Source organism: Streptomyces sp. NBC_00075, assembly GCF_045041225.1.
Lineage (GTDB): Bacteria > Actinomycetota > Actinomycetes > Streptomycetales > Streptomycetaceae > Streptomyces > Streptomyces adonidis.
Map to the genome: position 1 here is coordinate 10,755,982 of NZ_CP108243.1, position 22,059 is coordinate 10,778,040.

Genomic DNA, 22,059 nt, shown 5'->3' on the forward strand with positions numbered 1-22,059 from the left:
AGCGAGTTCAATTGTCCGGCGATGAGCATGACGGACATGAGCGGCAAGGACGGAAAACCAGAACTGGACCCAGGGGCACGGTGGGGGCGGGGAATCGGAGCGCGACACCGACGCCCCCTCAGGAGCGATTGAAATGATCAAGAAAGAGTGATCTTGGACATTCGGGCGTCCGTGTCGAACAGGTCGCGCTCACGCGGATGAAGAAGATGTTGAGTAATGAACGACCGGCCTGCGACCTTCCATAGTCCGCGTCCCTTGGTGAGCGCGGAGACGGCCTGGGTCTCGACGCCGGTGAGCCCCAACAGGGCTGCGGCCGAGGCGAGTTGGTCGGCTTCCTGCCGGTAGATGATCCGGGTGGAGCAGTCGGTGAGCAGGCCCTCGGCCAGGGCCCGGCCCCGGGAACCGGCGTCACCCGCGGCCAGCAGGTCGCTGAGGCGGTGGATGACCATCAGGTTCGCGATGCCGAGGCCGCGGGAGAGCTTCCACTGGCTCTGCATTCGCTCCAGCAGAGCAACCTGGCGCATCACGCGCCACGCCTCGTCGTAGATCGCCCAGCGCCGTCCCCCGGAGGGGTCGGCCAGCGCGGACTCCATCCACGCGGACGCGCAGGTCATCGCCAAGACGAGCGAGGTATCGTCGCCCGCACCGCCGAGGCGGGACAGGTCGATGGACAGCATCGGCGCATTCGGGTCGAACGCCACGGTGCTCGGCGCGTCGAACATCCCGGCCAGATCGCCATGCACGAGCCGGCGCAGCGCGTGTGCCAGGTCTTCGGCGGCGTGCCCGAGGCGGCCGGACAGCTCGCCGAGCGCGGCATCGAGTCGCTCAGGAGAACCGAGGACGTAGGCGACCTCGCCCAGCAGCGGGGTGGTGCCGCGGGATCCGGCGTGGGCGACGACCTGGTCGAGCGCCACATCGAGCGCGGTGTGCTCCATGGGATGCAGTTCGCGCCCCAGGACCGTCTTCGCGAGCGAGCCGAGCAGCAGAAGGCGCCGCTTGCGGACCTCGCCGGTCCAGTCGTCCTCGCTCACGCCGTACGGCCGGGCGGGCGCGTCCAGGGGGTTCAGGCGTCCCGTCAGTCCGGGACCGAGCGCGATGGTCTGGCCGCCCAGTTCCTGGGCGACGACGGTCCACTCGCCCTTCGGGTCGCAGGGCACGTAGATCCGGTATCCGAAGGCCACGGCGCGTACGGCGAGGGACTTGGCCAGGGCGGACTTGCCCATGCCGATGATCCCGGCGAGCAGGATGTTGGGGTTGGTGAAGCCGTCGAGGCGCCCGTACAAGGAGAACGGGTCGTAGGTGAAGGCGGCTTCGGCGTGGACGTCACGGCCGATGTAGATCCCCTGGGCCCCGAGGCCGCCCTCCGCGAGAAAGGGGTAGGCCCCGGAGGCCGTAGCCGTCGTCATCCGGTGGGCGGGGAGCTTGAGACGGCCACCGCGGGCCGAGGCCGCACCGGGCCGGCCGGCGACCGGGTAGGTGGCCCGCAGCTCGGGATCGAGACCGGGCGCGGGGCTGCGGGCTTCGGGACGGGCGGCATGGCGGGCCTGGTCGCGGGCGGCGGCGAACTGATGACGGGCTGCGCGGGCCGTGCGGCGGTCGCTCTTGCGGGGGACGAACAGCGGGCTGGCGCTGGCGCGGGTACGAGAGGGCATGAGGGTGGTGCTCCTGGCTGTCAGTGGCGGGTGAGGCCGGTGAAGGGGTCGCGCAGATCGGCCGGGGTGTGGTCACGGCGGACGCGGGCGGCGGTGGCCAAGTGGCGTTGGCACACGGTGAGTTCGGGTGCTCCCTCGGGCAGCCGGGCCCGGCACGTCTCCTGGGTGGGGAGGCGGCCGGAGCCAGAGTGAGGGGCGGTGTGAAAGGCGGCGTGGAGGTGCTCGGCTGCCTGCCACAGCCGGATCCGGCATGCCCGCAGGTGGTCGCCCTCCACCCTGGCCACGGGGGTGGTACGGGCGGTGTGGGCGTCGAGCAGCCCGTAGAGCGCGACGACGTGGGCGTGCAGGGAGTCGAGTTCGGCACGGCCGGCGGCGACGGGGGCGACGGGCATGTTGATCGCCTGGTGGAAGTCAAGCGCGGCGGTGGCGAACGGGACGAAGTCCGGAGCCAGTTCGGGCAGGGGCTCGGTCGGCATGAGGGTGCCCTTCGGTTGAGCGCGAGACGGTGGTGCCGGTGCGCTACGGGCGGGCGAGGGGCAGGGCGGCGTTGGTGAAGGCCTCGGCCTGCTGCCAGGTCAGAAGGCGCAGGTCGACGAGGGCGGCGACGGCAGCCGTCTCGATTGCCGCGCAGGCCGCGTTGAGCTGTTCGTCGGTGTCGGCGCTGACGGTGAGCAGGCCGGTGAGGGCGACGTCGGCGTGTCCGGCGATCAGCTGGCGCTCGCGCTGCTTGATGTCGGCGTACTCGACCGAGTCCTCTTCGGAGTCGACCTGTCCCTTGCGCTGCCGCTCGGCGGCGTCGGCGATCACGGTGGCCTTGCGGCGCTGGACGTCCTTGAGCGCGGAGTCCAGTCCCTTGGGCTCGTACGTCAGCGAGAGCGTGCGGCGGACTCCGGAGGTGAACAGGAGCTGGTGCAGGAAGCCGGGTGAGGTTTCGATGCGGGGCCAGTTCTCGATCCAGAACGTGGCGTGGTGGGCCGAGTCGGTCTGGATCCGGTCGGCCTTCTCGACCAGGACGACGGGGCCGGCGGCAGCGGGCTCGGCCTGCGCGCGGCCGGAGGAGGACCACTGGTCCAGGGCAGCCGACGCCTTCGGGTCGTACGCGGTACGGATCACGGCGGCGATCTCGGATGCGCCCAGCCAACTGCTGGGCGTGAGACCGGAGTTGCGGGCGGCCTGGTCGAAGGTGGCGGTGAGCTGGGCCAGGACGGCCAAGCTGCCGGTGAGCCCGCCTCCGGCCTGGTTGATCAGACGGCGGGCGGCCTTGAGGTCGAGGGCGAGTATGACGTACGCCTCGTGCGGGGCTGCAGCCGGTCCGGCGGCGGCCAGCAGGTCACGGTAGATGGGTCCGGCCAAGTGGGTCGCCTCGTCGCCGTGGTCGTGCCAGTAGCGGTTGAGCGCGTCGCCGGAGTCGGGGACGGTGCGCTCCAGGACCTGGACCCGGGCGATGTGCCCGGTGCGTGCCAGAGCCGCCAGCGTGCGGCCCCAGCCTGCGACGTTGCTGGACTGGGTGGCCGGGTCGAGGAGGGCGAAGGCACGGGAGGAGACCTTCACGACGGCGGTGAGGGTGCCGTGGTGCGGGTCGTGCACCGCGCCGAAGCCGCCGCGGGGAGAGGTGACCACCCGCAGGGACGCCGCGGTGCCTGGGAGGTGGAGCAGGCCCTCGCGCTGCGGCCGGGTGGACGGCCGGGCCAGCCAGATGAGCTGGCCCCGGAAGCGGCGCAGTGCGTATTGGGCGGCGATAGGTGCCCAGTCGGCGAGGGAGCGCCCGCGATGGCGGATGAACACCGCCGCCAGGATGACCGCCCACAGCGGTACGAGCTTGAGCGCCCCGGCGACGCCGGAGGTGAGCAGCACCGCGAGTAGTAGCAGGCCGGTGACGGTGACGACGATCAACTGAGGAGCCGACAGGCCGAGCAGTACGCCGCGCCGCGAGCGATGCGGGAACTTCACGGTGGCCGGGCCGTCAGGCTGAGAGGTGTCGGAAAGCATGGCGAAGCCGTCCTTGGAACGTGGAGAGCAAGGAGGTTGGGGGAGGAAGGACGGGGCGGGCGGCGCCGGAGGCGACCTGTGCCGCCCGCCCCGTCAGGGGAGGGCTACGAGTCCGGTCCACCTGGCGGCTCGGGGTAGACCCACTGCTGCGGCGTGGCCCCGCCCTGCGGAGAAGGCCCGCTCACCGCGGACGATCCGTTGCGCCGGGGTGCCGGCGGATCCAGGTGCGTGACCTGCGGCTGTGCCACCGCCGCGCCCTGGGGCGTCGGCCCGGAGGAGACCGGTGCCGCGTCGGCCGCCGTCTCCTGGCCGGGACGCTGGATCAGCGGCTGACCACGGTCACCAACGGTGGGAGGTCGTCGGATCAGTGCCCGACCCTTGTCGCCGGTGGCGTTCGGGTCCTCGCCGAAGGGGAAGTGGGTCTGCTTCGGCTGGTCGTTCCCGGCCGAACCGCCGGTCGGGTCGATGCCGGAGGCGACACCGCCCGAACCCTGGCCCGGAACCTTCGACGGGCCCTGCGGAGCGGGCATGCCGGTGCCGACCTGCATCGCGAGCTGGCCCGCGGTCTTCGCCGCGCCGGTCGCCACCGCGACTCCTGCGAGGCCCGTACGGTGCAGGTCGTCCTGGCCGCCGCCGTCGGCCGCCCAGTGCACGAACTTGTACGTGGCGTAGGGACACAACATCACCAGAACCATGACGACGATGCCCGCCATGGCGTCGGACAGGGCGGCGAGCCCGTCGGAGGCGTCGCTCTTGCCCATGGCCGAGACGCCCAGTAGAAACACGATCGTCATCAGCAGCTTGCTGACGATCAATGTGCTGGTCGCCTCGATCCAGCCGCGTCGCCAGCGCTTGGCGACTTCCCAGCCGCCGCCCGCGCCGGCGAACACGGCGAGCGTCACCAGGACCAGGATGCCGACCTTGCGGGCGACCATCACTGCCCAGTACAAGAAGGCGCCGATGGCACACCCCAAGCCGACCATGGCGGGGATCGTCCAGCCCAACGCGTACATCGGGCCGAGGTTGTTGACCTCGATGACGCGCCGGATCGCGTCGTCGACCGAGCTGTTCGCCGCCTTGAACAACCCGGCGGAGAGCGCGTCGACCACAGTCAGTGCGACGGTGGTGCAGGCGATGGCGGCGAACGCGAACAGGACACCCGCCACCGTCCCGGTCACCGCCTGCGCGAGGGCACGTTCGTCACGGCGCCAGGCCGCGCGCATCAGCTGCAGACAGAACGTGCCGACGGTCAGGATCAGACCGATGGGCAGCAACAGCTCGTAATTGTCGCGGAACCACTCGGCGTTGAGATCGACGGCCGTGGTCTTGTCGACGGCCGTCGAGGCGAGGTCGGCGGCGGACTGGGCCAGTTCGCCCATCGACTTGGCGATCCAGGCACCGATGCCATCGGTGATTGCCTCGCCGGTCGAGCCGACGACGCCGCCGACGGTGCTGCACACCGTGTCCATCAGGGGAAGGTCACAAGCCCCCATGAGGGCACCTCCTTTCGGGGATTGGGGGCGATCAGGGCGCGACGCTCGGCAGCACACCGACCAGGGCACACGCCCGGGCGGGGCGGCACTGGACGGCGAGCGTCGTGGAGCGGGACTCGGCTCCGGTCCCGGAGCCCTTCCACGCGATTGCCTGCTTGCCGGTGACCGTGACGGCGTAGACGTACGCCTCGGTGATCGCGCCGGGGTCCTGGGCCAGGGCGGTCTTGAACGCCTGCGGGAAGTGGCCCTCGCCGACCTTGGCACTCGCGTGCTGGCGGTTGTCGTGCATCCGCGACCACAGCACCGGGCTCGGCACCTGATCGGAGACGGACGTCCAGTCGGCGTACTTCTTCTCGCTGGTCATCCACCGCTTGAGACCCGCGACGTGCTCGACCTGGGAGAAGGCTCGGGTGTCGTACGTCCACAGGACCTTGGTGGCCGCCTTCGCGAACTCGATCGGATCGCTCGTCCGGGGCGGCGACGCAACGGCCTCACGCTCACCGGCGGTCGCCGTCGGCGAAGCCGCCTGCGGCGTGGACTTCGGGGCCTGGGAGGGCTTCGCCGAGGCGGGGCTCTCCGCGCGGGTCAGATACGCGAGGAGACCGGCGACGGCCAGCAGCACCGCAAGCACGAGGCCGCCCATCACGGCACGTCGCAGGACCGAGGACGGCGACCCGTACGTGCGTTCCTGGGTGGCGAGGGAACGTTTCTTCGACATCAGTGGACCTGCGTCCCCATCGCCGAGAAGAAGGTGACGATGCCGTTGGCCGCGCCGAGCAGCAGCGCACACCCGGCGGCGATGACGGTGCCCTTCTTCCCGTTCGCCTCGGCCTGGTGACCGCCGCTGTGGTGACCCCACGCCCAGACGATGGCGGAGATGGCCAGGGCGCCGACCACCGCGATGATCCCGAAGAGGTTGATCGAGGAGACGACGTTCTTCAGCACGTTGAGGCCGGGGAGGCCGCCCTCCTTCGGCGTGATGCCGGGGTTGTACGCCAGATACCGGGCGTGCTGCATGAGCTTCACTTGGAACTCCAGTGCGAATTTGGGCCCGCGAGGGCCCGAGAGGGAGGGGATGGAGCGAGGGGAGGGGGGCGAAGAAGCTGGTCAGACGACTCGGCGGGCGGCGAGGATGTCTGCACGCCAGTCGGCGAGGGTCGAGATCTTGACCACGTCGCCGGTCTTCGGGGCCTGCAGGATCAACCCCTGGCCAACAAACATCCCGACGTGCTCCGGCACTTGGGCCGTGCCGCGGGTGAACAGGAGGTCGCCCGGCTTGAGGGCATCGACGCTGACTGCCTTGCCCTCCTTGACCTGCGTGTACGTCGTCCGGGAGATCGAGACACCGCCGGCCTTGTACGACGCCTGCATCAGGGACGAGCAGTCGCACCGGCCCATCGGGTCCTGGCCGTGCGGAGCGGAACACGTACCGCCCCACTCATACGGCGTACCGAGCTGACCGAGACCCCAACGGATCGCCGTACGCACCGACTTGGGTGCACTGGCCGGGATCGTGTAGCCCTCGGGGACGGACCCGGCGGGAATCGGGCCGAACGAGGACCCGTCCTCGCCGGTGCCGCACCCGGTAGCTGCCGAGGAGGAGACCGCCTGCTCGCCCTTACCGCTCGTGACGCTGTCACTGTCGGAACCCCCGTTCCGGCCAAGTGATTTGGCGATGGCGATCTGAAGGGCCGTGGCCAGCGGCTCCCACTTCGCGTACTCGTCGGGGAAGCCGCTCTTCTGAACCGCCTGCGCGGCCTGGGCGATGGTCATCGACTGCCAGCCCGAGACCTTGAGCAGGCCCTCGTAGAACTTCGTCGAGGCGTACACCGGATCGCGAACCTGCGCAGCCGTACCCCAGCCCTGACTGGGACGCTGCTGGAAAAGACCGAGCGAATCCCGATCGCCGTAATCCAGATTCCGCAGCCGCGACTCCTGCAGAGCCGTGGCCAGGGCAACGATCTGCCCCCGTGTCGGCACCTTCATCGCGACGCCGGTGGCCTGGATCGTCTTGGCGTTCGGTATCTGCTCCTCGGGTTCATCCAACCCCGAAACGGACACGGACCCCTTGCCGTCACCCTTGAGGATCGACTCCACCTGCTTCGCGACGGCCGCGCTGTCCACAGCCTGTGCGCCGTCGGCGGCACAGGAGGCTTGGGCGCTGCTGGAACCAGCGAGAGCGACAGCGACCGGCACGATCAACAACGTCGGGCCGAGTGCCACGGCCCCCGCTATGGCAACGACCTTCTTCACCGGCGATGTCCGAACGACAGCCGGAAGGACAGGGAACCTGGCCCTGGGGAGGGGCGCGCCTGGGCATGCTGCATCGACAGCTCCTTACTCGTAGACAGCGCGGCACAGGCGTTCTCGTCGAAAAGGCCACCGACACCACGCCGGTTATGAATTCGCAATCCCTGAGGGAAACAGGGAAACCAGGGCCGGGAGCTGCTAACTCCCGGCCGCTGGACCCCTTACTGGAAAGCGGCAGCCAGCCGCGCTCTTAATCTCACTCGCCACATTGGGATTCCCCTTCGTCGATTAGGAAGCCAGCCGGTGGGGTGCCAGGCGCGCTGCCCTTCGGACCAGCACGCATCGACACAGCTCACCAAGGGGAAGCAGGTCCCGTCCTGTGAACACAGCGAGACTGTAGGGACGAAATCCGGCCGCACCAAACGGCCCGTGCGTCGGGCGGTTTCGGGTTGCTAAGCGGAGATCCGACTCATTGGGTGCGGCCGGAATCCGGAGTTAACCTCCAGTGCATTGCTCGCCCCGGCAGCTGCTTCAGCGGTTCTGCGGAGCGACCCATGCCGACGTGCGCAGCCCTCCGTGAGCGGAGAAGTGCGCGCACGACCGCCGTCCTGAAGGAGAGAACCGCGCAATGCCGTACACCCTGTATCGAGGCGACGCGCTGACCGCCCTCGCCGGCATCCCTGACAACAGCGTCGATGCCGTGATCACCGACCCGCCCTACAACAGCGGCGGCCGAACGAGTAGCGAGCGCACCGGCCGCTCCGCGCGCGCGAAGTACACCTCGGCCGACGCCGAGCACGACCTCGCCAACTTCCCCGGAGAGAACCGCGACCAGCGCTCGTACGGATACTGGCTCACTCTCATACTCACCGAGTCCTATCGCGCGACCGTTGAGTCCGGCACCGCGCTCGTCTTCACCGACTGGCGGCAGTTGCCGACGACGACGGACGCCCTCCAGGCCGCCGGGTGGACCTGGCGGGGGATCGCCTCGTGGCACAAGCCGGTCTCCCGGCCGCAGAAGGGCCGACTCAAGCAGTCGTGCGAGTACATCGTGTGGGGAACCAAGGGGCCCGTCGACGCCAACCGCAACCCCGTCTACCTGCCCGGTCTCTACACGGCGAGCCAGCCGAGGAAGGACCGTGTGCACATTACGCAGAAGCCTGTGGAAGTGATGCGCGAGCTGGTGAAGATCTGCCCGTCGGGTGGAACGATCCTTGACCCTTTCGCTGGCTCCGGGACGACCGGCGTCGCCGCTCTGAAGGAAGGCCGCCATTTCATAGGCGTTGAACTCTCCGAGCACTACGCCGACATCGCAGAAGCTCGGCTATTGGAAACGCTGCAACAGACCGCACGGCGCGAGGACTTCGACCTCGCCGGACCTGAGGAATGACAGCGAGACGCCCCGGCGAACGGGCCCGAACGCAGAGACAGGGCGGGTGTACCACCCGGCATCGGTGGTACACCCGCCCTTGATCGTGCGGTTGTTCAGGCGGCTTCGACGCTCCGCCGAATGAGCTCACCAGCGCGTGCGAGATCCGCGTGCGATCCGATCCGCACCTCGATGCCGTCACGGATACCGAGGCACCCCAGACCACGAATATCGCGCGAGAATCCGTCGTGCAGCTTCACCGTGTCCGGGTCCAGCTTGAGGTTGACCACGAGCACCCTGTTCCGCGTCTGAACGCGCACTGTGGCAACGTTCTTGATCCGCCGGTACGCGATGTAGTGAAGCTGGGTCTCCTTCCGAACGTCACCGTACGACAGGAGCACCTTGTCGAGATCCGCGAACAGGTCCTTCAGGTCCTGCGGTGCCTTGTCGAGGTACCGCAGGACCGACTTCGGAGCCGTCGAACTGGCGCCCCGGGGAACACGTGGAGCTCCTCCCCGTGCCGGTGAGACTGCGCCGGCATCCGAGGCGACGAGTTGCAGAGTGAGCACATCGTCGAAGACCCGGTAGACCACCAGGTCGATCCGACGGCCGATCATCTCGACCGCCACAGCGTCGTGGTGCGTGAAGATGCCGGCGACGCAGACGATGCGGGGATTGCTCCAGTCGATCTCCCCAGCCGCTTTGATGCCGAGCCTCTCTCTGACCAGGCTCTCGAACTCGTGGTGGTGGTCGTGGAGCCACGACAGGTACGAAAGCGCCTGATTGACGACGTTCTGGTCGCGGGAGCGCTTGTACTCCACGATGACCGGTGTTCCGTTTTCATCCACACCGAGAGAGTCGATCCGACCGCGATGACGACCGGTGCGGTACTCGGTCGCCAGGAAGCGGATACCGAGCATCGCTTCCATGTTGGACTCGATGAGAGTCTGCAGCTCGCGCTCGACGCTCACGGAGGTCCCCGGTATCTCGGTGGCTTGCCAGCCTCTCACCCTGAAGACCTTCAGGTTACTCATGCGCCTCCCGGCCTCATCTCGATCACCAAGAACGAACAATCGAGGCCAGGAGTCGTTTATTCCGATGGCACAAACGGGGGCTCGGTTCCACCGAGCCGGCCTTGTCATCGAGAGGTGGATGAACGCTCAGCCTCTTTCATCCTGTGCTGGAGGGGCGAAATAGGCTGGTCAGCGAGGGTGGTGACGTGGCAGAGCCCCTCGTCGTTGGCGTGGTGATCTCACTCATCACACCGGCGACCGAGAGGCTCTGTTGGTTCCGTATCCTTATCCATCCATGCTCGACGTCCCGCATGAGCTGGTCGAGCATGTCTCTTGGCTCATCTACACCCGAAGACGTGAACTGAACTCGCCCTGGCGAAAGCTCGGTTGCTTCAAGCAGGCTCTGCTTGCCCTGGCCTACCTGCGGAAGAACGAGACGTTCGCTCAGGTCGGGGCCGGGTTCGGGGTGTCCGAATCGGCGGCGTGGCGATACGTGGACGAAACCGTCGAGGTCCTGGCCGCCCGGGCGCCGGGCTTGCACGAGGCCCTGGTGGGCCTGGGCGAAGGCGACTTCGTCATAGTCGACGGGACTTTGATTCCCACCGACCGCATCCGCGCGGACGAGTCGTACTACTCGTAGAAGCACAAGAAGCATGGCATGAATGAGCCTCTTCGAGCTGGCCACCGATCAGGTGATGGTCCACGAAGCGCAACGAGCGAGGCCCCCGGACAGTTGATCGAGATGTCTGACGTCTCAACCACGCTGCTCGGGGGCCTCGTTGGTCATCTATCCTGCCGCACTCGACCTGCCCCATGCCCTCGTGGAGTGGGTCACGATGCTCATCGTCACCCGCGAGGGTGACCGGCGCTGCAAGCTCCGCCCGTCCCAGCGCGCGACGGTGGCACTGGTGTACCTGCGCGAACACACCACCCTGGCGAAGATCGCTGCCGGGTTCGGGATCAGCGAGTCCACCGCCCACGCCTACACCAGCGCGGTCATCCACCTGCTCGCCGAACGCGCGCCGGGTCTGCTGAAGGTCCTGCGCGAGACCGACCCTGACTTCGTCCTGCTGGTCGGCACGCTCGCCGAGTGCGACCGGGTCGGCGACGGACGGGCCGACTATTCCCACAAGCACCGCCGGCACGGGGTGAACGTGCAGGTGGTCACCGATCCGGGCGGCCGACTGCTGTGGCTCTCACCCGCGTTGCCCGGCCGGACTCACGACCTGACCGCCGCCCGCACCCACCGGATCATCCGCATCTGCGAACGCCAGGGCGTCCCCATCCTGGCCGACCTCGCCTACCAGGGCGGAGGCCCCTGGATGACCACCGGCATCAAACGCAAGCCCCTGCAGGAACTCACCCCCACCGAGAAGACCCTCAACCGCGCGCTGTCCGCGGCACGCGCACCGGTCGAACGCGGCGTCGCACACCTCAAGACCTGGCGCATCTTCCGCAGATCCCGATGCAGCCCCAACCGCATGACGTCAATCGCCAAAGCCATCCTCACCCTGGAGCGGCAACGCTGAAGAAGCTCAATGTTCAGGTCATCACTGCACCGGACGGAACCCCGCTGTGGTTCTCAGGGGCAAGGCCAGGACGGACCCACGACCTGACCGCAGCCCGCGCCCAAGGCATCGTCCAAGCCTGCCTGACCCGGCAGGTCCTGGTCCTGGCCAGCCGCGCCTACCAGGGCGTGGCGCCATCGTCCGCACCCCGTACTGCGAACACCGCGAACTGCCCGAGCACTACCAGCAGTACAACCGCGACCACGCCCGCCTGCGCGCATCCGGCGAACGCGCCTTCGCCCAACTCAAGCCCCTGGCGCCTGCTGGCAAGCGCACGCTATTCAACCAATAGCTTCGGTCGCATCGTCCGCGCTGTGTATCCCCATCTGATCTGTGCAAACACAGGATGCAAGGGGCTCACTGGGGAGTTTCGGGAGCGCGAAGAGAGCCCTGACCGTCACGGGGCGATCGGGGCCTTCTCCTCACAGGTGGGGGAGCCATCTGGGTCAGGTGGCCTCTACTCCGCGAGGGGCTCGGGGGAGCTGGACGATCCGGGGCAGGGTGTCCATCCGCTCCATGGAGCGCTCGTGCATGGTCAGCAGTTCCTGCACGCACTCCCGGCAGGCGTACAGCGGGGTCTCGCCCTCGTCGCTCGTGATCTCACCGAAGCGGGTCACCTGGACCCGGCGACGGGAGCAGCGGAAGCAGGTGCCCATCTCGTACTCGTACGCCGCGATCAGGACGCCGAGGCGGTCGGTCGAGACGTGCTCGGGCAACTTGGTCACTTGGGCCGGCCGGTGTCCAAGGGCACGGTGACCGTCAGCCGCTCGGGGTCGTTCTGGGTCCACTCGGTGCCCCCGCCGGTGAGGGGACGCAGGAAGTACGTACCCCCGGAGACGTCCGTGACCATTCCGGTCCGGCCTGCGTCCTCGTCGCGGACATGGTCGCCCACCCACGCCTTGCCGTCCTTCACTGCTCGACCTCGCATTGCAGTTCGCCCCAGACCCGCTTCCCCCACCGGTAAAGGTCGGTGCCCCACCGGTCCGAGAGGGCGTCGATCAGGAGCAGCCCCCGGCCGCCCGTCGAGAGGTTGTCATCGTTGGACGTCTTCATCTCCGGCATGGTGCGGGACTTGTCGACCACGGCGATCCGTACGAACCGTTTGCTCGGTCTGGTGATGACGACCCGGATGAGACGGCTGTTCGTGTGCTTGACCGCGTTGGCCACCAGTTCGGAAACGAGGAGCGTCCCGGCGTCCGTCAGTTCCTCGAGGTGCCAGGCGGCCAGCGCCGTCTTGACGAGCTTGCGGGCGACCTCGGCGCTCTCCTCCAGACCGGGGACGGTCTCGGAGTATCCGTGGTGCCCTGTGGGGCATGGCTGCGTTGACACGATCATCTGTACCTCAGGGGTGTCGGCGTACGGCGGCCTCGCTTCAGTCAACGGCTGTGCACTGCTGTCGAGGAGGAAAAGTCGGCCCCGTGTGTATCGCGGTCAACCGGAAATTTCTCGACACTCGCCCCTACTGACGTGGCCGAAGTGGCTACCGTGGGTGCGTGGAGGGGAACACGAGTCTCATCAGCGCCATGGCCGAGTCGGGCCTCAAGCAGGCCGAGTTGGCCGAGGCCGTCAATGACCTCCTGCGTTCTCGCGGGTACGACGGAACGGTGAGTGATCGGACCGTCCGGAACTGGCTCACCGGAAAAACCCGCTGGCCCCACCCCCGTCAGCGGGAAGCCTTAGAGGCAGTATTCGGATGTACGGCCGATGAGCTGGGCTTCAGTCCGCCACCGGCAAGACACACCATCACCGAACCGGAGCCATCCGTGAGGCGCAGGAATTTCTTCTCCGCCACCGCCGGTACCGCCGTTGCCGTCGTGGCGCCCGTCGTGGATCTGCGGCCGACCTCTGTCGGCACCTCGGACGTGATCCGCTTGCGCAGCGGCCTGGACGCCCTGATGGCCCTGGACGCGTCCCGAGGCGGTCACGAGGGCCTGGAGCGGGCGGCCCTCGCCGGAGCGGACGACGCCCTCGGCAAGGTCAAACGGGCTGCCTCCCAGCGCATTCGCCAGCGGCTGTTCGCCGTGGCCGCCAACTACATGTCAACGGCTGCTTGGGCCGCCATCGACGGTCGCCAACTCGACCGCGCTCAGGCCCGCCTGGACCGCGCGCTGTACCTCGCCGGGATGGCCAAGGACCCTGTCGTCGAGCTGCGGGTCTGGAACTCGTACGCCATGCTCGCCCACCAGCGGGACAAGTTCACCGACGCCGTGGATGCCGGGTACGCGGCCCAGGCGACGGCCATCGCCCGGAGGGATCCCTTCTACGGCTCACTCGCTCACGCGCGTACGGCCGTCGCCCACGCCAACCTCGGCGACCGCCAGGCAGCCATCCGCTCCCTGGGGTACGCCCAGGAGTCTCTGAGCAAGGCGCCCGATGGCGAGCCCCGGCCGAGCTGGGTGACGTTCTACGGGGCATCCGAGCTGACCGCGATCAGGGCGATCGTCCGGGATCGGATCGGCGACGCGGCCGAGTCGGAGGCCGCCTCCCACCAGGCCCTGGCCACGATCCCCAAGACCTTTCGCCGGAACCGTGCTCTGGCCACCACACGGCTGGCCCTGGCTCAGCTCCACCAGCGCGAGATCGAGCGGGCGTGCACCACGGCTTCCACGGTCTTCGAGCTGATGTCCGGCAACCCCATCCCCGGCCGAATGCGGTCCCTCCTTGGGGACTACTACCGGGACTTGATCACTCTTGCGCCGGACACAGTCGTCGCACGAGAGTGGGGAGACCGCTACCGATCCGAATGGAGCCGAGCCTGATGGCCGACTTGGACGTCCGTCACTTCACCCACGACGACCTGCCGCAGATTCGACAGACGATCATCGATCTGCACGCCGCAGCGGCGGGCCCCGACCGGGACGACGACTTCAAGAAGAAGTTCCCCTGGTTCGTCGACCACTGGGGCGGCAATCCCGGCTTCGCCTGCGTGATCGCGTACGACGGCGACGAGGCAGTGGGCTTCGCCTACGGGGCTCCGGCGGTCCCGGGGCGGGAGTGGTGGCGCGAGTACGTCGATCAGGCACCGGAGAAGGACCTGACGTTCTCCTACTCCGAGTTGGCCGTCCACCCGAAGAAGCGGAAGCAGGGCGTGGCGGACCTGCTCTCCCGAACTCTCCTGGAGGACAGGGACGAGGACCTCGCGGTCCTCCTGGTGGACGTCATGCATCCTCGGGTCCAGGCCCTGTACGAGGACTGGGGCTTCCGGAAGGTGGGCGAGCGGCAACCCTTCCCGGACTCTCCGGTGTACGCCGTGATGCTGGCCGAACTGCCGCTTTCGTAGGTCCTGAAACGACAAGAACGCCCCCTCCCGGCCGGAGCCGGAAGGGGGCGCGGATCTTCCTTACGGGGTGGGCGCAGGAAGTTCCGGCGCGGATCAGGGGATGCGAAAGCCCCGGCCGGGGAGCCGAGGCTTTCGAGGTGCGAGCCAAGACCGTCGTGCAGGCCGCCGAAGTCGACACACTCAGCGCCACTGAGGTCAACGCCCAGGCCAAGGCGGATGACGAAGCCGCGCGCATCGTCGAACTACTGGGCCCGAACCTTATCCTCAAGCCCACCAACGAAGGTCGCTCGGTCGGACTGCGCCTTACCCACAACCGTGACGAACTCGCAGCAGCTCTGCTGGACGGCTCGAAGCAGTGACATCGGAGGGGGTTACACACAAGCCGCGCAGCAGAATGGTGACCAGTGCGTCTACCACTGCCCAGCCGAAGTCACGCCTGTGACGGAGGAGAAGCTGCGCCGCCACGACCTCTCCGTCCACCAGGCCTTGGGCTGCCACAGCTACGGCCGCCACGACTTCGCAGTCACCCGAAGCGGCCAGGTGCTGTGACTGGAAGCCAACACCCTTCCCGGCCTGAGCCGCTAGGGCAACCTCGCTCGCATGGCCCGTGCCGATGACATCAGCTACGAACGGCTCATTAGCCACATCCTGCGTGGCGCGCGCACCGTCGGCGGGCCCACTCATGAGAGGGGAGTACCGCGCCGTGCCCGGCATGACGTCCGTCAACATGCTTGGCGCGATGGACCTCCTCGGCCGAGAGGTCGTGTGGACTCCCATGTTTACGTCCACCGCCTTCGACTCTCTTCTCGGCGGGTGCCAGATGCGGGTGGAGGCCGAGAACGCGCGCACCCGATCCTTCAAATTCCGCAGCGCCTACGACGCACTTGCGACGTGGATTCGCACCCGGCGGTCCGCCGGAGTCATCGCCGCGCAGGCGACTGCCACCGCCACCCCGGCGGTGCTCAGTTGAGGTTGGGACAATGGCCTCGTTGGGCGCGGCCGGGAGAATCGCGTATACCTCTTGTTGAGCCTGCCCCGGAGGTAATAGTTGGAACGCCAGTACGTAGGAGTTGCCGAAGCGGCAGCCTTTCTCGACATGACCGAGCGTTGGATGTATCGAAGAGTCCCAACGGCATGGCATTCATAGGTACTACTTCGGTGGCAAATTGAAGTTCAAGATCGCCGATCTTGAACGATGGGCGCGTCAGCAGAAGGTCGCGTGAAGGGCCGGGCGATTGCCCGGCCCTTTCGCGTCAGAGGCTGTCGTTGAGGAGTCGAGCCGCGCGGCCGATCGACGCCGGCATGAGGTGGCGATAGATCTTGAAGGTCATGTTGATGTTCTTGTGGCCCATCCATTCGGCGACGTCTGTGATGGGTATCCCCTTGGACAGGCAGTTGGACGCGAAAAAGTGACGCAAGGAGTAGGGGGTGAGCCTCCTGGTGATGCCTGCCCGCTTCTTGGCCACGTCCCATTGGTAATCGAGTGTCGTGTGTCCCCAGTGCACGGATCGTTGGGTGTGGAGCAGGTATCCGTCTGTATCGACGCCATGTTCCTTCTCGTATTGAAGGACCGACTCACGGACTGTCCAAGGCATGGGGGATTCGCGGTACTCTCCGGGCTTGCGGTGCTTGAGGCGTGCTTGCTGGCGCGTCTTTCCGTCGATCTGTTCGGTGATGCGGTAGACGTCGTCAGCGACCATTCGGTCGAGGTTGGCGGCGTAGGCCTCCCCGTTCCGGCAGCCGCAGCCTGACATCAGGTCGATGACGACACGTAGCCCGTCGCTGCCGACAGCCTTGAGTGCGTGGATCTCGTCCAGTGTCGGGATGGTGATCTTCCGAGGGATGTACTCGGGCGGGATCACTCCGTCGAAGGGGTCTTGGGTGATCCCGCCGCGACGACGTGCATCGAGAAGGATCTTCTTGAGGGTGTCGAAGGCGTTCTGTTGTGCGGCGAGCCCGACGGAACGTTCCTCCATCGACATGATGAAGTCGTCGACGACCGTCGACGTGAACGTGCCCATCCGACGGGATTCCAGGGCCGGTAGAATCTGGCTGCCGAGAACCTGGTTGACCGAGCGAACACTGCCGGGGGCGTAGTGGCGCTGCCGGGTGAGCCATGCGGAGGCGTACGCGCCGAAGCGTTGTTTACCGATCTCGCGCTTGAGATCGACCTGCTGGCGCGGGGTGCTTCGTTTCTCGTCGTAGACCTTGGTCAGCCGGTAGAGTGCGTCCTCCTGCCTTGCGTACCCCGATTCCTCACACTGGCGTCCAGTAGCGTCGCGATAGCGAACGGTGTAGGGGTGAGAGCAACGACTCTGGTGGGAACAGGCGCAGTTCTTGAAGAAGCTGCCCATCCCACGTATGAGTTGGGTCGCCAACGTGCACGTCTCCTGACTCATGCTGGGAGTTTGCTGACCAACGGACCCTCAGCATGGTCCTGACCTGCGGCCGCACCAAACTACGAGACGTTGATGAGCATCTTCACGGGTACCTCCTGGTGAGATTGAGAGATGAGCCTCTGGCCTATGTCTTCGCAGGTCAGAGCCAAGATTATTCGGTTGTCGATCTCGCGGTGCACGACGGTCGGAAGCGGGCTGCGGCGGTACTGATGCTGACTCGACGCCGACTTTGATGACGGGTCGTCAGACATGGCTGACGTGCGCTTGCGTGGCTCTGGAAGCCTTCTCCGAAAGTATCAACGCTGACTGAGCGGGGGCCACGTGTGCGGACGCCGACGGAAGTGCGCGGGGTTGCGCTTGACGTCCTTCCGGGCGCGTCGCTCAGCAGCAGGGCGGCACGGGGTTCGTGCTGCCGGGGGCCGACACGGTCGGGTCGCGACGCGGGGACGGAGGTCCTGCGGGCCCGTATCCGAGGCGGATCACCATGTGGGCGGGACCGGTGGCATCGTGGCGCTCCGCGTCGGTGGTGAGCCGGAGAACGCGGTTGGTGTCGGCGTGGGAGACGTACGTCAGGACGGCGCCTCCGGAGTGGGCTGCTTCGGCGGGTTCGGCCGGCACCGCGGCGGGGAAGGAGCGCTCGGAGAAAAACGGGAAACGGCTGCTGGGCCGGCGCCGCAGAGCGTCGTAGAGACCGGGGGAGGAGCCTCGGACGAGGCCGCCGAGCCTGATGGCCGGCAGCTCGGGCTGGTCGGGGCGCGGCAGGAGGCGGGTCAACGGATCCCAGCCGCACTGTGTGATCGCCACCCGCAGATTGAGGACGGCGCAGCAGACCGACGGGTGGAGGGCGCGGCCGGGTCGCCGTGCCGCAGTCCGCGGTCCGTGGCCGCGCGGCCACGCAGTGTGACCGTGTCCGCCCTCGATCGAGCCTGACACGCCAGGGCTGAGTGTCGTGGATCGAGGGGGCTGTCACGGCGGCCGAGACCAGCGTCTTCAGGTTCCGGGCTTCGAACAGGGCGGAAGGCACCGGCGGTGGCGCCCCCGGTTGGGGAGCGCCGGGACAGGGGCAGTCCGGCCCGTCGCGCGGTCCCGATGGGCCTGCCCTTCGTCACTTGGGCCGTTGCTCGCCCGCCTCGGACTGCCCCAGGTGGGAGGCGAGGACGGCGGCCTGGACGCGGCGCTGCACGCCCAGCTTGGCCAGCAGGCGGGAGATGTGGTTCTTGACGGTCTTCTCCGACAGGTAGAGCCTCTTGCCGATCTCGCGGTTGGTCAGGCCGTCGCCGATCAGCGCCAGGATGTCCCTCTCACGCGGTGAGAGGCTCTCCAGCTCGGACGGCACGGACGGCGCCTGAACCGGGTCGGCCCGCAGCGACCGCATCAGGCGGGCCGTGGTCGCGGGGTCCAGCATCGACTGGCCCGAGGCCACCGTGCGTACCGCCGAGACGAGGTCGGTGCCCTTGATCTGCTTGAGGACATAGCCGGAGGCGCCGGCCATGATCGCGTCGAGCAGGGCCTCCTCGTCGTCGAACGAGGTCAGCATCAGGCAGGCCAGCTCCGGCATCTGGCTGCGCAGCTCCCGGCAGACCGAGATGCCGTCGCCGTCCGGCAGACGCACGTCGAGAACGGCGACGTCCGGGCGCAGAGCGGGGCCTCGGGCGAGCGCGTGGTCGACGGTGCCGGCGTCGCCGATCACCGAGATGTCGGGTTCGGCGTCGAGCAGATCGGCCAGGCCGCGGCGGACGACCTCGTGGTCGTCCAGCAGGAACACCCGGATCGGGTTCTGCTCGGTGAAGACGCGTGGCTCTGGCATGGTGACCTCTCGTTCCCCGACGGAGGACAGACTGCGGGCTGTCCGTGGAGCCGATCATCACCCGCCGGGACCGAATGCACTAGGGCCGACCGGCCCCACTCGCCCGGAGGAAGCTGCCCTGACAGTCCCACGACCACCTGGTCCCGGCAGGTTCACGCGTAGTCGGCGTTCTCGGTGTCGCCTGCGGGCGCTTCCTTGGGGTCTTCGTGCCGGGTGAGACCGAACTTCACGTCCACGACCCCCTCGACCGCGCGGACCAGCCGTGCCGCCACCGGCACCAGGGAGGTGTCCCGGACGCGGCCGACGAGCGTCACGACGCCGTCCCGTACGTTAGCGCGTACGTTCGAGTCCGGCGTGGGGAACAGATAGGACACGACCTCGCGCCGTACCTCCTCGGCGATCTCCTCGTCGGTACGCAGGAAGACCTTGAGCAGGTCGGCACGGCTGACGATGCCTTCCAGTACGCCCACGGCGTCGACCACGGGCAGTCGCTTGACCCTCGCCCGGGCCATGGTGCGGGCCGCCTGGGCGAGTGTGGCGTCCGGGCGGACGGTGAGGGCGGGGGAGGTCATGAGTTCCTCCGCAGTGACCGCGCCGGCCTTCTCCAGGTCGGACAGGCGGCGCAGCTGGGTGTACCGGTCGGGATCGCTGTCGCGGAACTCCTCCTTGGGCAGGAGATCCGCCTCGGAGACGACGCCGACGACGCGGCCCTCGCCGTCGACGACGGGCAGGGCACTGACCTTCCGGTCCTGCATCAGCCGCACGATCTCCTTGAAGGCCGCCCCGCGGCCGACCGCTGCGACCGTGTGGGTCATGACATCGCTGACGATGTGCGGGGTGCCGTGCATGGTCATTCCTCCGTGATGTGTTCGGGTCAGATGGTGCTTCCGGCGCCGTACGGGGCGTACAGGTCCAGCAGGCGGGTCCTGGCGGCGCGGAGGCGGTGGGCGAGTACCCCACCGACCCACTGGGCGACGTCGTTGCCCAGCACCGGGTCCTCCTGGCACATGGCCCGGACGACCGTGGCGTCGAACTCGTAGGCCCGCACAGGGGTGGTCGCCTCGGCGCCCAGGTGCCAGATGTGCGGAGTGAAGAGCCAGGACCAGCCGACCAGTTCGTTGTGCCCGAGGTTCTCGATGACGGCCGCACGACGGCCTGGCACGTGCATGTCGAGCTCGATCCTGCCGCTGCGGATGATCCAGAAGCGGTTGGCGCGTCCGCCCTCTTCGAAAAGACGTGTCCCCTGGGGGATCGACACCTCCCGGGCGGCGCTCATGAGCCGTTGGCGGTGTTCGGCTGACAGAGCGCGCAACATGCTGGGGCTGGGAGTGAGGGAAGCGTTCATGGCGTGCCTCCGTAGCCGGGTGTACGGGCTTCCAAGGCCAGCTTGCGCCGGGCCCTCCGGGCGGGCCATGGGCCACCTGGTCCCATTCCGCGCCACACGGCACCGAAGAGGAGTTTTCGGGTGCCGCGTGGGAGCGTCGCGTGCGGCAGGAACCGGTTCCTGTCTCCGGTCCGTCGGAGGTCCGGGCACCGACGGAAGCTCAGGGCGACGCCAATCATCGTGCGCCCACGACGAGTTGGGGCCGCCCGGACTTCTTCGACCGGGACCTTCGGTCCCCCTGCGGGCCCTGACGGCCGCTGCCCTGATCCGGTGTGGCGCAGAAGCATCGTTCGTGGAGCACCCCATCCGCAGCAACCCGCACAAGGAGCACAGCCATGCCCAGGACCTCATCGACCGGTGACCCAGCCGCGCCGGAGCCGAAGGCGGCGCTCGGGCTCCCGGCTGCGTCCGCGCTGGTGATCGGGACCATCATCGGCACGGGAATCTTCGCCCTGCCCTCCGCCCTCGCCCCCTACGGGCCGGTCTCGCTGGTCGCCTTCGTCATGGTGACGGTCGGCGCGCTGGCGCTCGCGCTGACCTTCGGGGCGCTGTCGAAGCGGGTGCCGGCGAGCGGCGGGCCGTACGTCTACGCCCGGGAGGCGTTCGGCGAGTTCGCGGGATTCCTCAACGCGTGGTCGTACTGGATCACCGCGTGGGCCGGCAACGCGGCGATCGCCGTGGCGTGGGTCGGATACGTCGAGGTGTTCGTCAACACGGGTCACAAGACCTGGATCTCGATGGGCATCGCCCTCGGCGGGCTCTGGGCGGCGGCCGCGATCAACCTCACCGGCGTCCGCAACATCGGGGCGTTCCAGGTGGTCACCACCGTGCTGAAGTTCGTGCCGCTCGTCTTCATGGCCACCATCGGGCTGCTGTTCATCGACCCGGACAACTTCGGTGCCTTCAACGCCGGCGACCAGTCGGCGCTCGGCGCGATCTCCGCCGCGGCGGCCATCGCCCTGTTCAGCTACCTCGGTCTGGAGGCGGCCTCGGTGGTCGCCGGCCGGGTGCGCGATCCGGAGCGCAACGTGCCGCGTGCCACCGTCTACGGCACGCTCCTGTGTGCCGTCATATACATCCTGGGCACGCTCGCGGTCTTCGGTACCGTCTCGCACGGGGCGCTGGGCGACACCGTCGCGCCGTTCACCGACGCCGCGAACAACATCGTCGGCGGCACCTGGGCGGGAGACGTCGTGGCTGTCGCCGCGATCATCTCGGGCATCGGCGCCCTCAACGGCTGGACCATGCTCTGCGCCGAGATGCCGTACGCCGCCGCCCGCGACGGGCTCTTCCCCGACGCCTTCGCGAAACTGCGCGGACCGAGCGGCGTCCCGGCCTTCGGCGTCATCGCCTCCACCGTGCTGGCCTCGCTGATCACCGTGTTCAGCTACACCCGCTTCGAGGACGTCTTCACGAAGATCGTGCTGTTGAGCGTGCTCACCGCAGTGGTCCCGTACCTGTTCTCCGCGGCCGCCCAGCTGTACTGGCTGCTGGTGCGGGGCAGGGAGACCCTCAGTCGGCGGCGCCTGGCCCGCGACGTCACCGTCGCCGCGCTGGCCCTGGCCTTCTCCTACTGGTCGATCCAGGGCAGCGGCTACCAGACCGTCTACTACGGACTGTTCGTGCTGCTGCTCGGCGTGCCGGTCTACGTCTGGCTGAAGCGGGGCCAGGGCCGCTACGGCGACGACCCGGCCGAGGTGATCCCCGCCCCGCGCGAGGAGCGCGCCCCGGAGACGCCGGCACCGCCCAAGCGGCTCTCCCGAGGACTGCGTACCAACCGGGTCGGCGGCCCGCGCAAGCGCAACGCCCACCGGCCGCAGGACTGACCCCACCGCCCCCTTACGCCCTCGCGCCC

The 22,059-nt window shown here is 68.1% G+C and carries 23 protein-coding genes and 2 pseudogenes; 9 read left to right on the forward strand and 16 right to left on the reverse strand.

What is annotated here, in order from left to right; genetic code table 11:
• Positions 1-137 precede the first annotated feature (137 nt).
• From OG787_RS47070 to OG787_RS47100, 7 genes are all read right to left on the reverse strand, one after another.
• A complete protein-coding gene (locus OG787_RS47070) occupies positions 138-1,652 on the reverse strand; it encodes an ATP-binding protein (protein WP_405539666.1) in 1,515 nt (504 codons plus the stop codon).
• Between the two features lie 20 nt (positions 1,653-1,672).
• Positions 1,673-2,128, reverse strand: a complete 456-nt coding sequence (locus tag OG787_RS47075; RefSeq protein ID WP_405539667.1) for a DUF6238 family protein — start codon at positions 2,126-2,128, stop codon at positions 1,673-1,675.
• A gap of 43 nt (positions 2,129-2,171) precedes the next feature.
• A complete protein-coding gene (locus tag OG787_RS47080; protein WP_405539668.1) occupies positions 2,172-3,641 on the reverse strand; it encodes an SCO6880 family protein in 1,470 nt (489 codons plus the stop codon).
• Between the two features lie 104 nt (positions 3,642-3,745).
• The gene (locus OG787_RS47085) at positions 3,746-5,134 is read right to left on the reverse strand and encodes an ATP-binding protein (protein ID WP_405539669.1); all 1,389 of its coding nucleotides are present in this window, start codon (positions 5,132-5,134) and stop codon (positions 3,746-3,748) included.
• A gap of 31 nt (positions 5,135-5,165) precedes the next feature.
• Positions 5,166-5,852 carry a hypothetical protein gene (locus OG787_RS47090; protein ID WP_405539670.1) on the reverse strand — a complete coding sequence of 229 codons (687 nt, stop codon included), beginning with the start codon at positions 5,850-5,852 and terminating at the stop codon, positions 5,166-5,168.
• Positions 5,852-6,151 carry a DUF6112 family protein gene (locus tag OG787_RS47095; protein WP_405540792.1) on the reverse strand — a complete coding sequence of 100 codons (300 nt, stop codon included), beginning with the start codon at positions 6,149-6,151 and terminating at the stop codon, positions 5,852-5,854. Before OG787_RS47095 ends, OG787_RS47090 begins: the two co-directional genes overlap by 1 nt.
• A 90-nt stretch (positions 6,152-6,241) precedes the next feature.
• Positions 6,242-7,387 (reverse strand): C40 family peptidase, encoded by a 1,146-nt coding sequence (locus OG787_RS47100; RefSeq protein WP_405539671.1) that lies wholly within the window; start codon positions 7,385-7,387, stop codon positions 6,242-6,244.
• A 625-nt stretch (positions 7,388-8,012) separates the two neighbouring features.
• Here OG787_RS47100 and OG787_RS47105 point away from each other — a divergent pair.
• The gene (locus OG787_RS47105) at positions 8,013-8,774 is read left to right on the forward strand and encodes a DNA-methyltransferase (protein WP_405539672.1); all 762 of its coding nucleotides are present in this window, start codon (positions 8,013-8,015) and stop codon (positions 8,772-8,774) included.
• A gap of 95 nt (positions 8,775-8,869) precedes the next feature.
• On the opposite strand, the gene OG787_RS47110 is transcribed toward OG787_RS47105, so the two are convergent.
• Positions 8,870-9,787, reverse strand: a complete 918-nt coding sequence (locus OG787_RS47110) for an endonuclease NucS domain-containing protein (RefSeq protein ID WP_405539673.1) — start codon at positions 9,785-9,787, stop codon at positions 8,870-8,872.
• Positions 9,788-9,996: 209 nt separating this feature from the next.
• Between OG787_RS47110 and OG787_RS47115 the strand changes: the two are divergent.
• From OG787_RS47115 to OG787_RS47125, 3 genes and pseudogenes are all read left to right on the forward strand, one after another.
• Positions 9,997-10,403 (forward strand): annotated as a pseudogene (locus OG787_RS47115) (transposase family protein); the annotation flags it as partial.
• A 142-nt stretch (positions 10,404-10,545) separates the two neighbouring features.
• The gene (locus OG787_RS47120) at positions 10,546-11,295 is read left to right on the forward strand and encodes a transposase family protein (RefSeq protein WP_405539675.1); all 750 of its coding nucleotides are present in this window, start codon (positions 10,546-10,548) and stop codon (positions 11,293-11,295) included.
• Positions 11,296-11,300: 5 nt separating this feature from the next.
• Positions 11,301-11,681, forward strand: a pseudogene (locus OG787_RS47125) (transposase family protein); the annotation flags it as partial.
• Between the two features lie 99 nt (positions 11,682-11,780).
• On the opposite strand, the gene OG787_RS47130 reads toward OG787_RS47125, so the two are convergent.
• Genes OG787_RS47130 through OG787_RS47140 form a run of 3 tightly spaced genes read right to left on the reverse strand, consistent with a single transcriptional unit; the run spans position 11,781 to position 12,669 of the window.
• Positions 11,781-12,059, reverse strand: coding sequence for a hypothetical protein (locus OG787_RS47130; protein WP_405539676.1), 279 nt, complete (start codon positions 12,057-12,059; stop codon positions 11,781-11,783).
• Entirely contained in the window at positions 12,056-12,247 is a 192-nt protein-coding gene (locus tag OG787_RS47135; RefSeq protein ID WP_405539677.1) for a hypothetical protein, read from the reverse strand. Before OG787_RS47135 ends, OG787_RS47130 begins: the two co-directional genes overlap by 4 nt.
• Positions 12,244-12,669 carry an ATP-binding protein gene (locus OG787_RS47140; protein WP_405539678.1) on the reverse strand — a complete coding sequence of 142 codons (426 nt, stop codon included), beginning with the start codon at positions 12,667-12,669 and terminating at the stop codon, positions 12,244-12,246. Before OG787_RS47140 ends, OG787_RS47135 begins: the two co-directional genes overlap by 4 nt.
• Before the next feature lie 428 nt (positions 12,670-13,097).
• Between OG787_RS47140 and OG787_RS47145 the strand changes: the two genes are divergently transcribed.
• The 4 genes from OG787_RS47145 (at position 13,098) to OG787_RS47160 (ending at position 15,584) form a co-directional block, all read left to right on the forward strand.
• Positions 13,098-14,093, forward strand: coding sequence for a hypothetical protein (locus tag OG787_RS47145; protein ID WP_405539679.1), 996 nt, complete (start codon positions 13,098-13,100; stop codon positions 14,091-14,093).
• The gene (locus tag OG787_RS47150; RefSeq protein WP_405539680.1) at positions 14,093-14,614 is read left to right on the forward strand and encodes a GNAT family N-acetyltransferase; all 522 of its coding nucleotides are present in this window, start codon (positions 14,093-14,095) and stop codon (positions 14,612-14,614) included. Before OG787_RS47145 ends, OG787_RS47150 begins: the two co-directional genes overlap by 1 nt.
• Before the next feature lie 137 nt (positions 14,615-14,751).
• Complete coding sequence (locus OG787_RS47155) at positions 14,752-14,973, forward strand: hypothetical protein (RefSeq protein WP_405539681.1); 222 nt, start codon at positions 14,752-14,754, stop codon at positions 14,971-14,973.
• Between the two features lie 344 nt (positions 14,974-15,317).
• Positions 15,318-15,584 (forward strand): hypothetical protein, encoded by a 267-nt coding sequence (locus OG787_RS47160; RefSeq protein WP_405539682.1) that lies wholly within the window; start codon positions 15,318-15,320, stop codon positions 15,582-15,584.
• Between the two features lie 283 nt (positions 15,585-15,867).
• On the opposite strand, the gene OG787_RS47165 is transcribed toward OG787_RS47160, so the two are convergent.
• From OG787_RS47165 to OG787_RS47185, 5 genes are all read right to left on the reverse strand, one after another.
• Positions 15,868-17,013 carry a tyrosine-type recombinase/integrase gene (locus OG787_RS47165; protein WP_405539683.1) on the reverse strand — a complete coding sequence of 382 codons (1,146 nt, stop codon included), beginning with the start codon at positions 17,011-17,013 and terminating at the stop codon, positions 15,868-15,870.
• 381 nt (positions 17,014-17,394) lie between these two features.
• Positions 17,395-17,817, reverse strand: coding sequence for a hypothetical protein (locus OG787_RS47170; RefSeq protein WP_405539685.1), 423 nt, complete (start codon positions 17,815-17,817; stop codon positions 17,395-17,397).
• 301 nt (positions 17,818-18,118) lie between these two features.
• Positions 18,119-18,820, reverse strand: coding sequence for a response regulator (locus OG787_RS47175; RefSeq protein ID WP_369029843.1), 702 nt, complete (start codon positions 18,818-18,820; stop codon positions 18,119-18,121).
• Positions 18,821-18,972: 152 nt separating this feature from the next.
• Entirely contained in the window at positions 18,973-19,668 is a 696-nt protein-coding gene (locus OG787_RS47180; protein WP_369029842.1) for a CBS domain-containing protein, read from the reverse strand.
• Between the two features lie 26 nt (positions 19,669-19,694).
• Positions 19,695-20,165 (reverse strand): Crp/Fnr family transcriptional regulator, encoded by a 471-nt coding sequence (locus OG787_RS47185; RefSeq protein WP_405539686.1) that lies wholly within the window; start codon positions 20,163-20,165, stop codon positions 19,695-19,697.
• Positions 20,166-20,620: 455 nt separating this feature from the next.
• Between OG787_RS47185 and OG787_RS47190 the strand changes: the two genes are divergently transcribed.
• Positions 20,621-22,030 carry an APC family permease gene (locus tag OG787_RS47190; RefSeq protein WP_405540793.1) on the forward strand — a complete coding sequence of 470 codons (1,410 nt, stop codon included), beginning with the start codon at positions 20,621-20,623 and terminating at the stop codon, positions 22,028-22,030.
• The last annotated feature ends 29 nt before the right edge of the window (positions 22,031-22,059 follow it).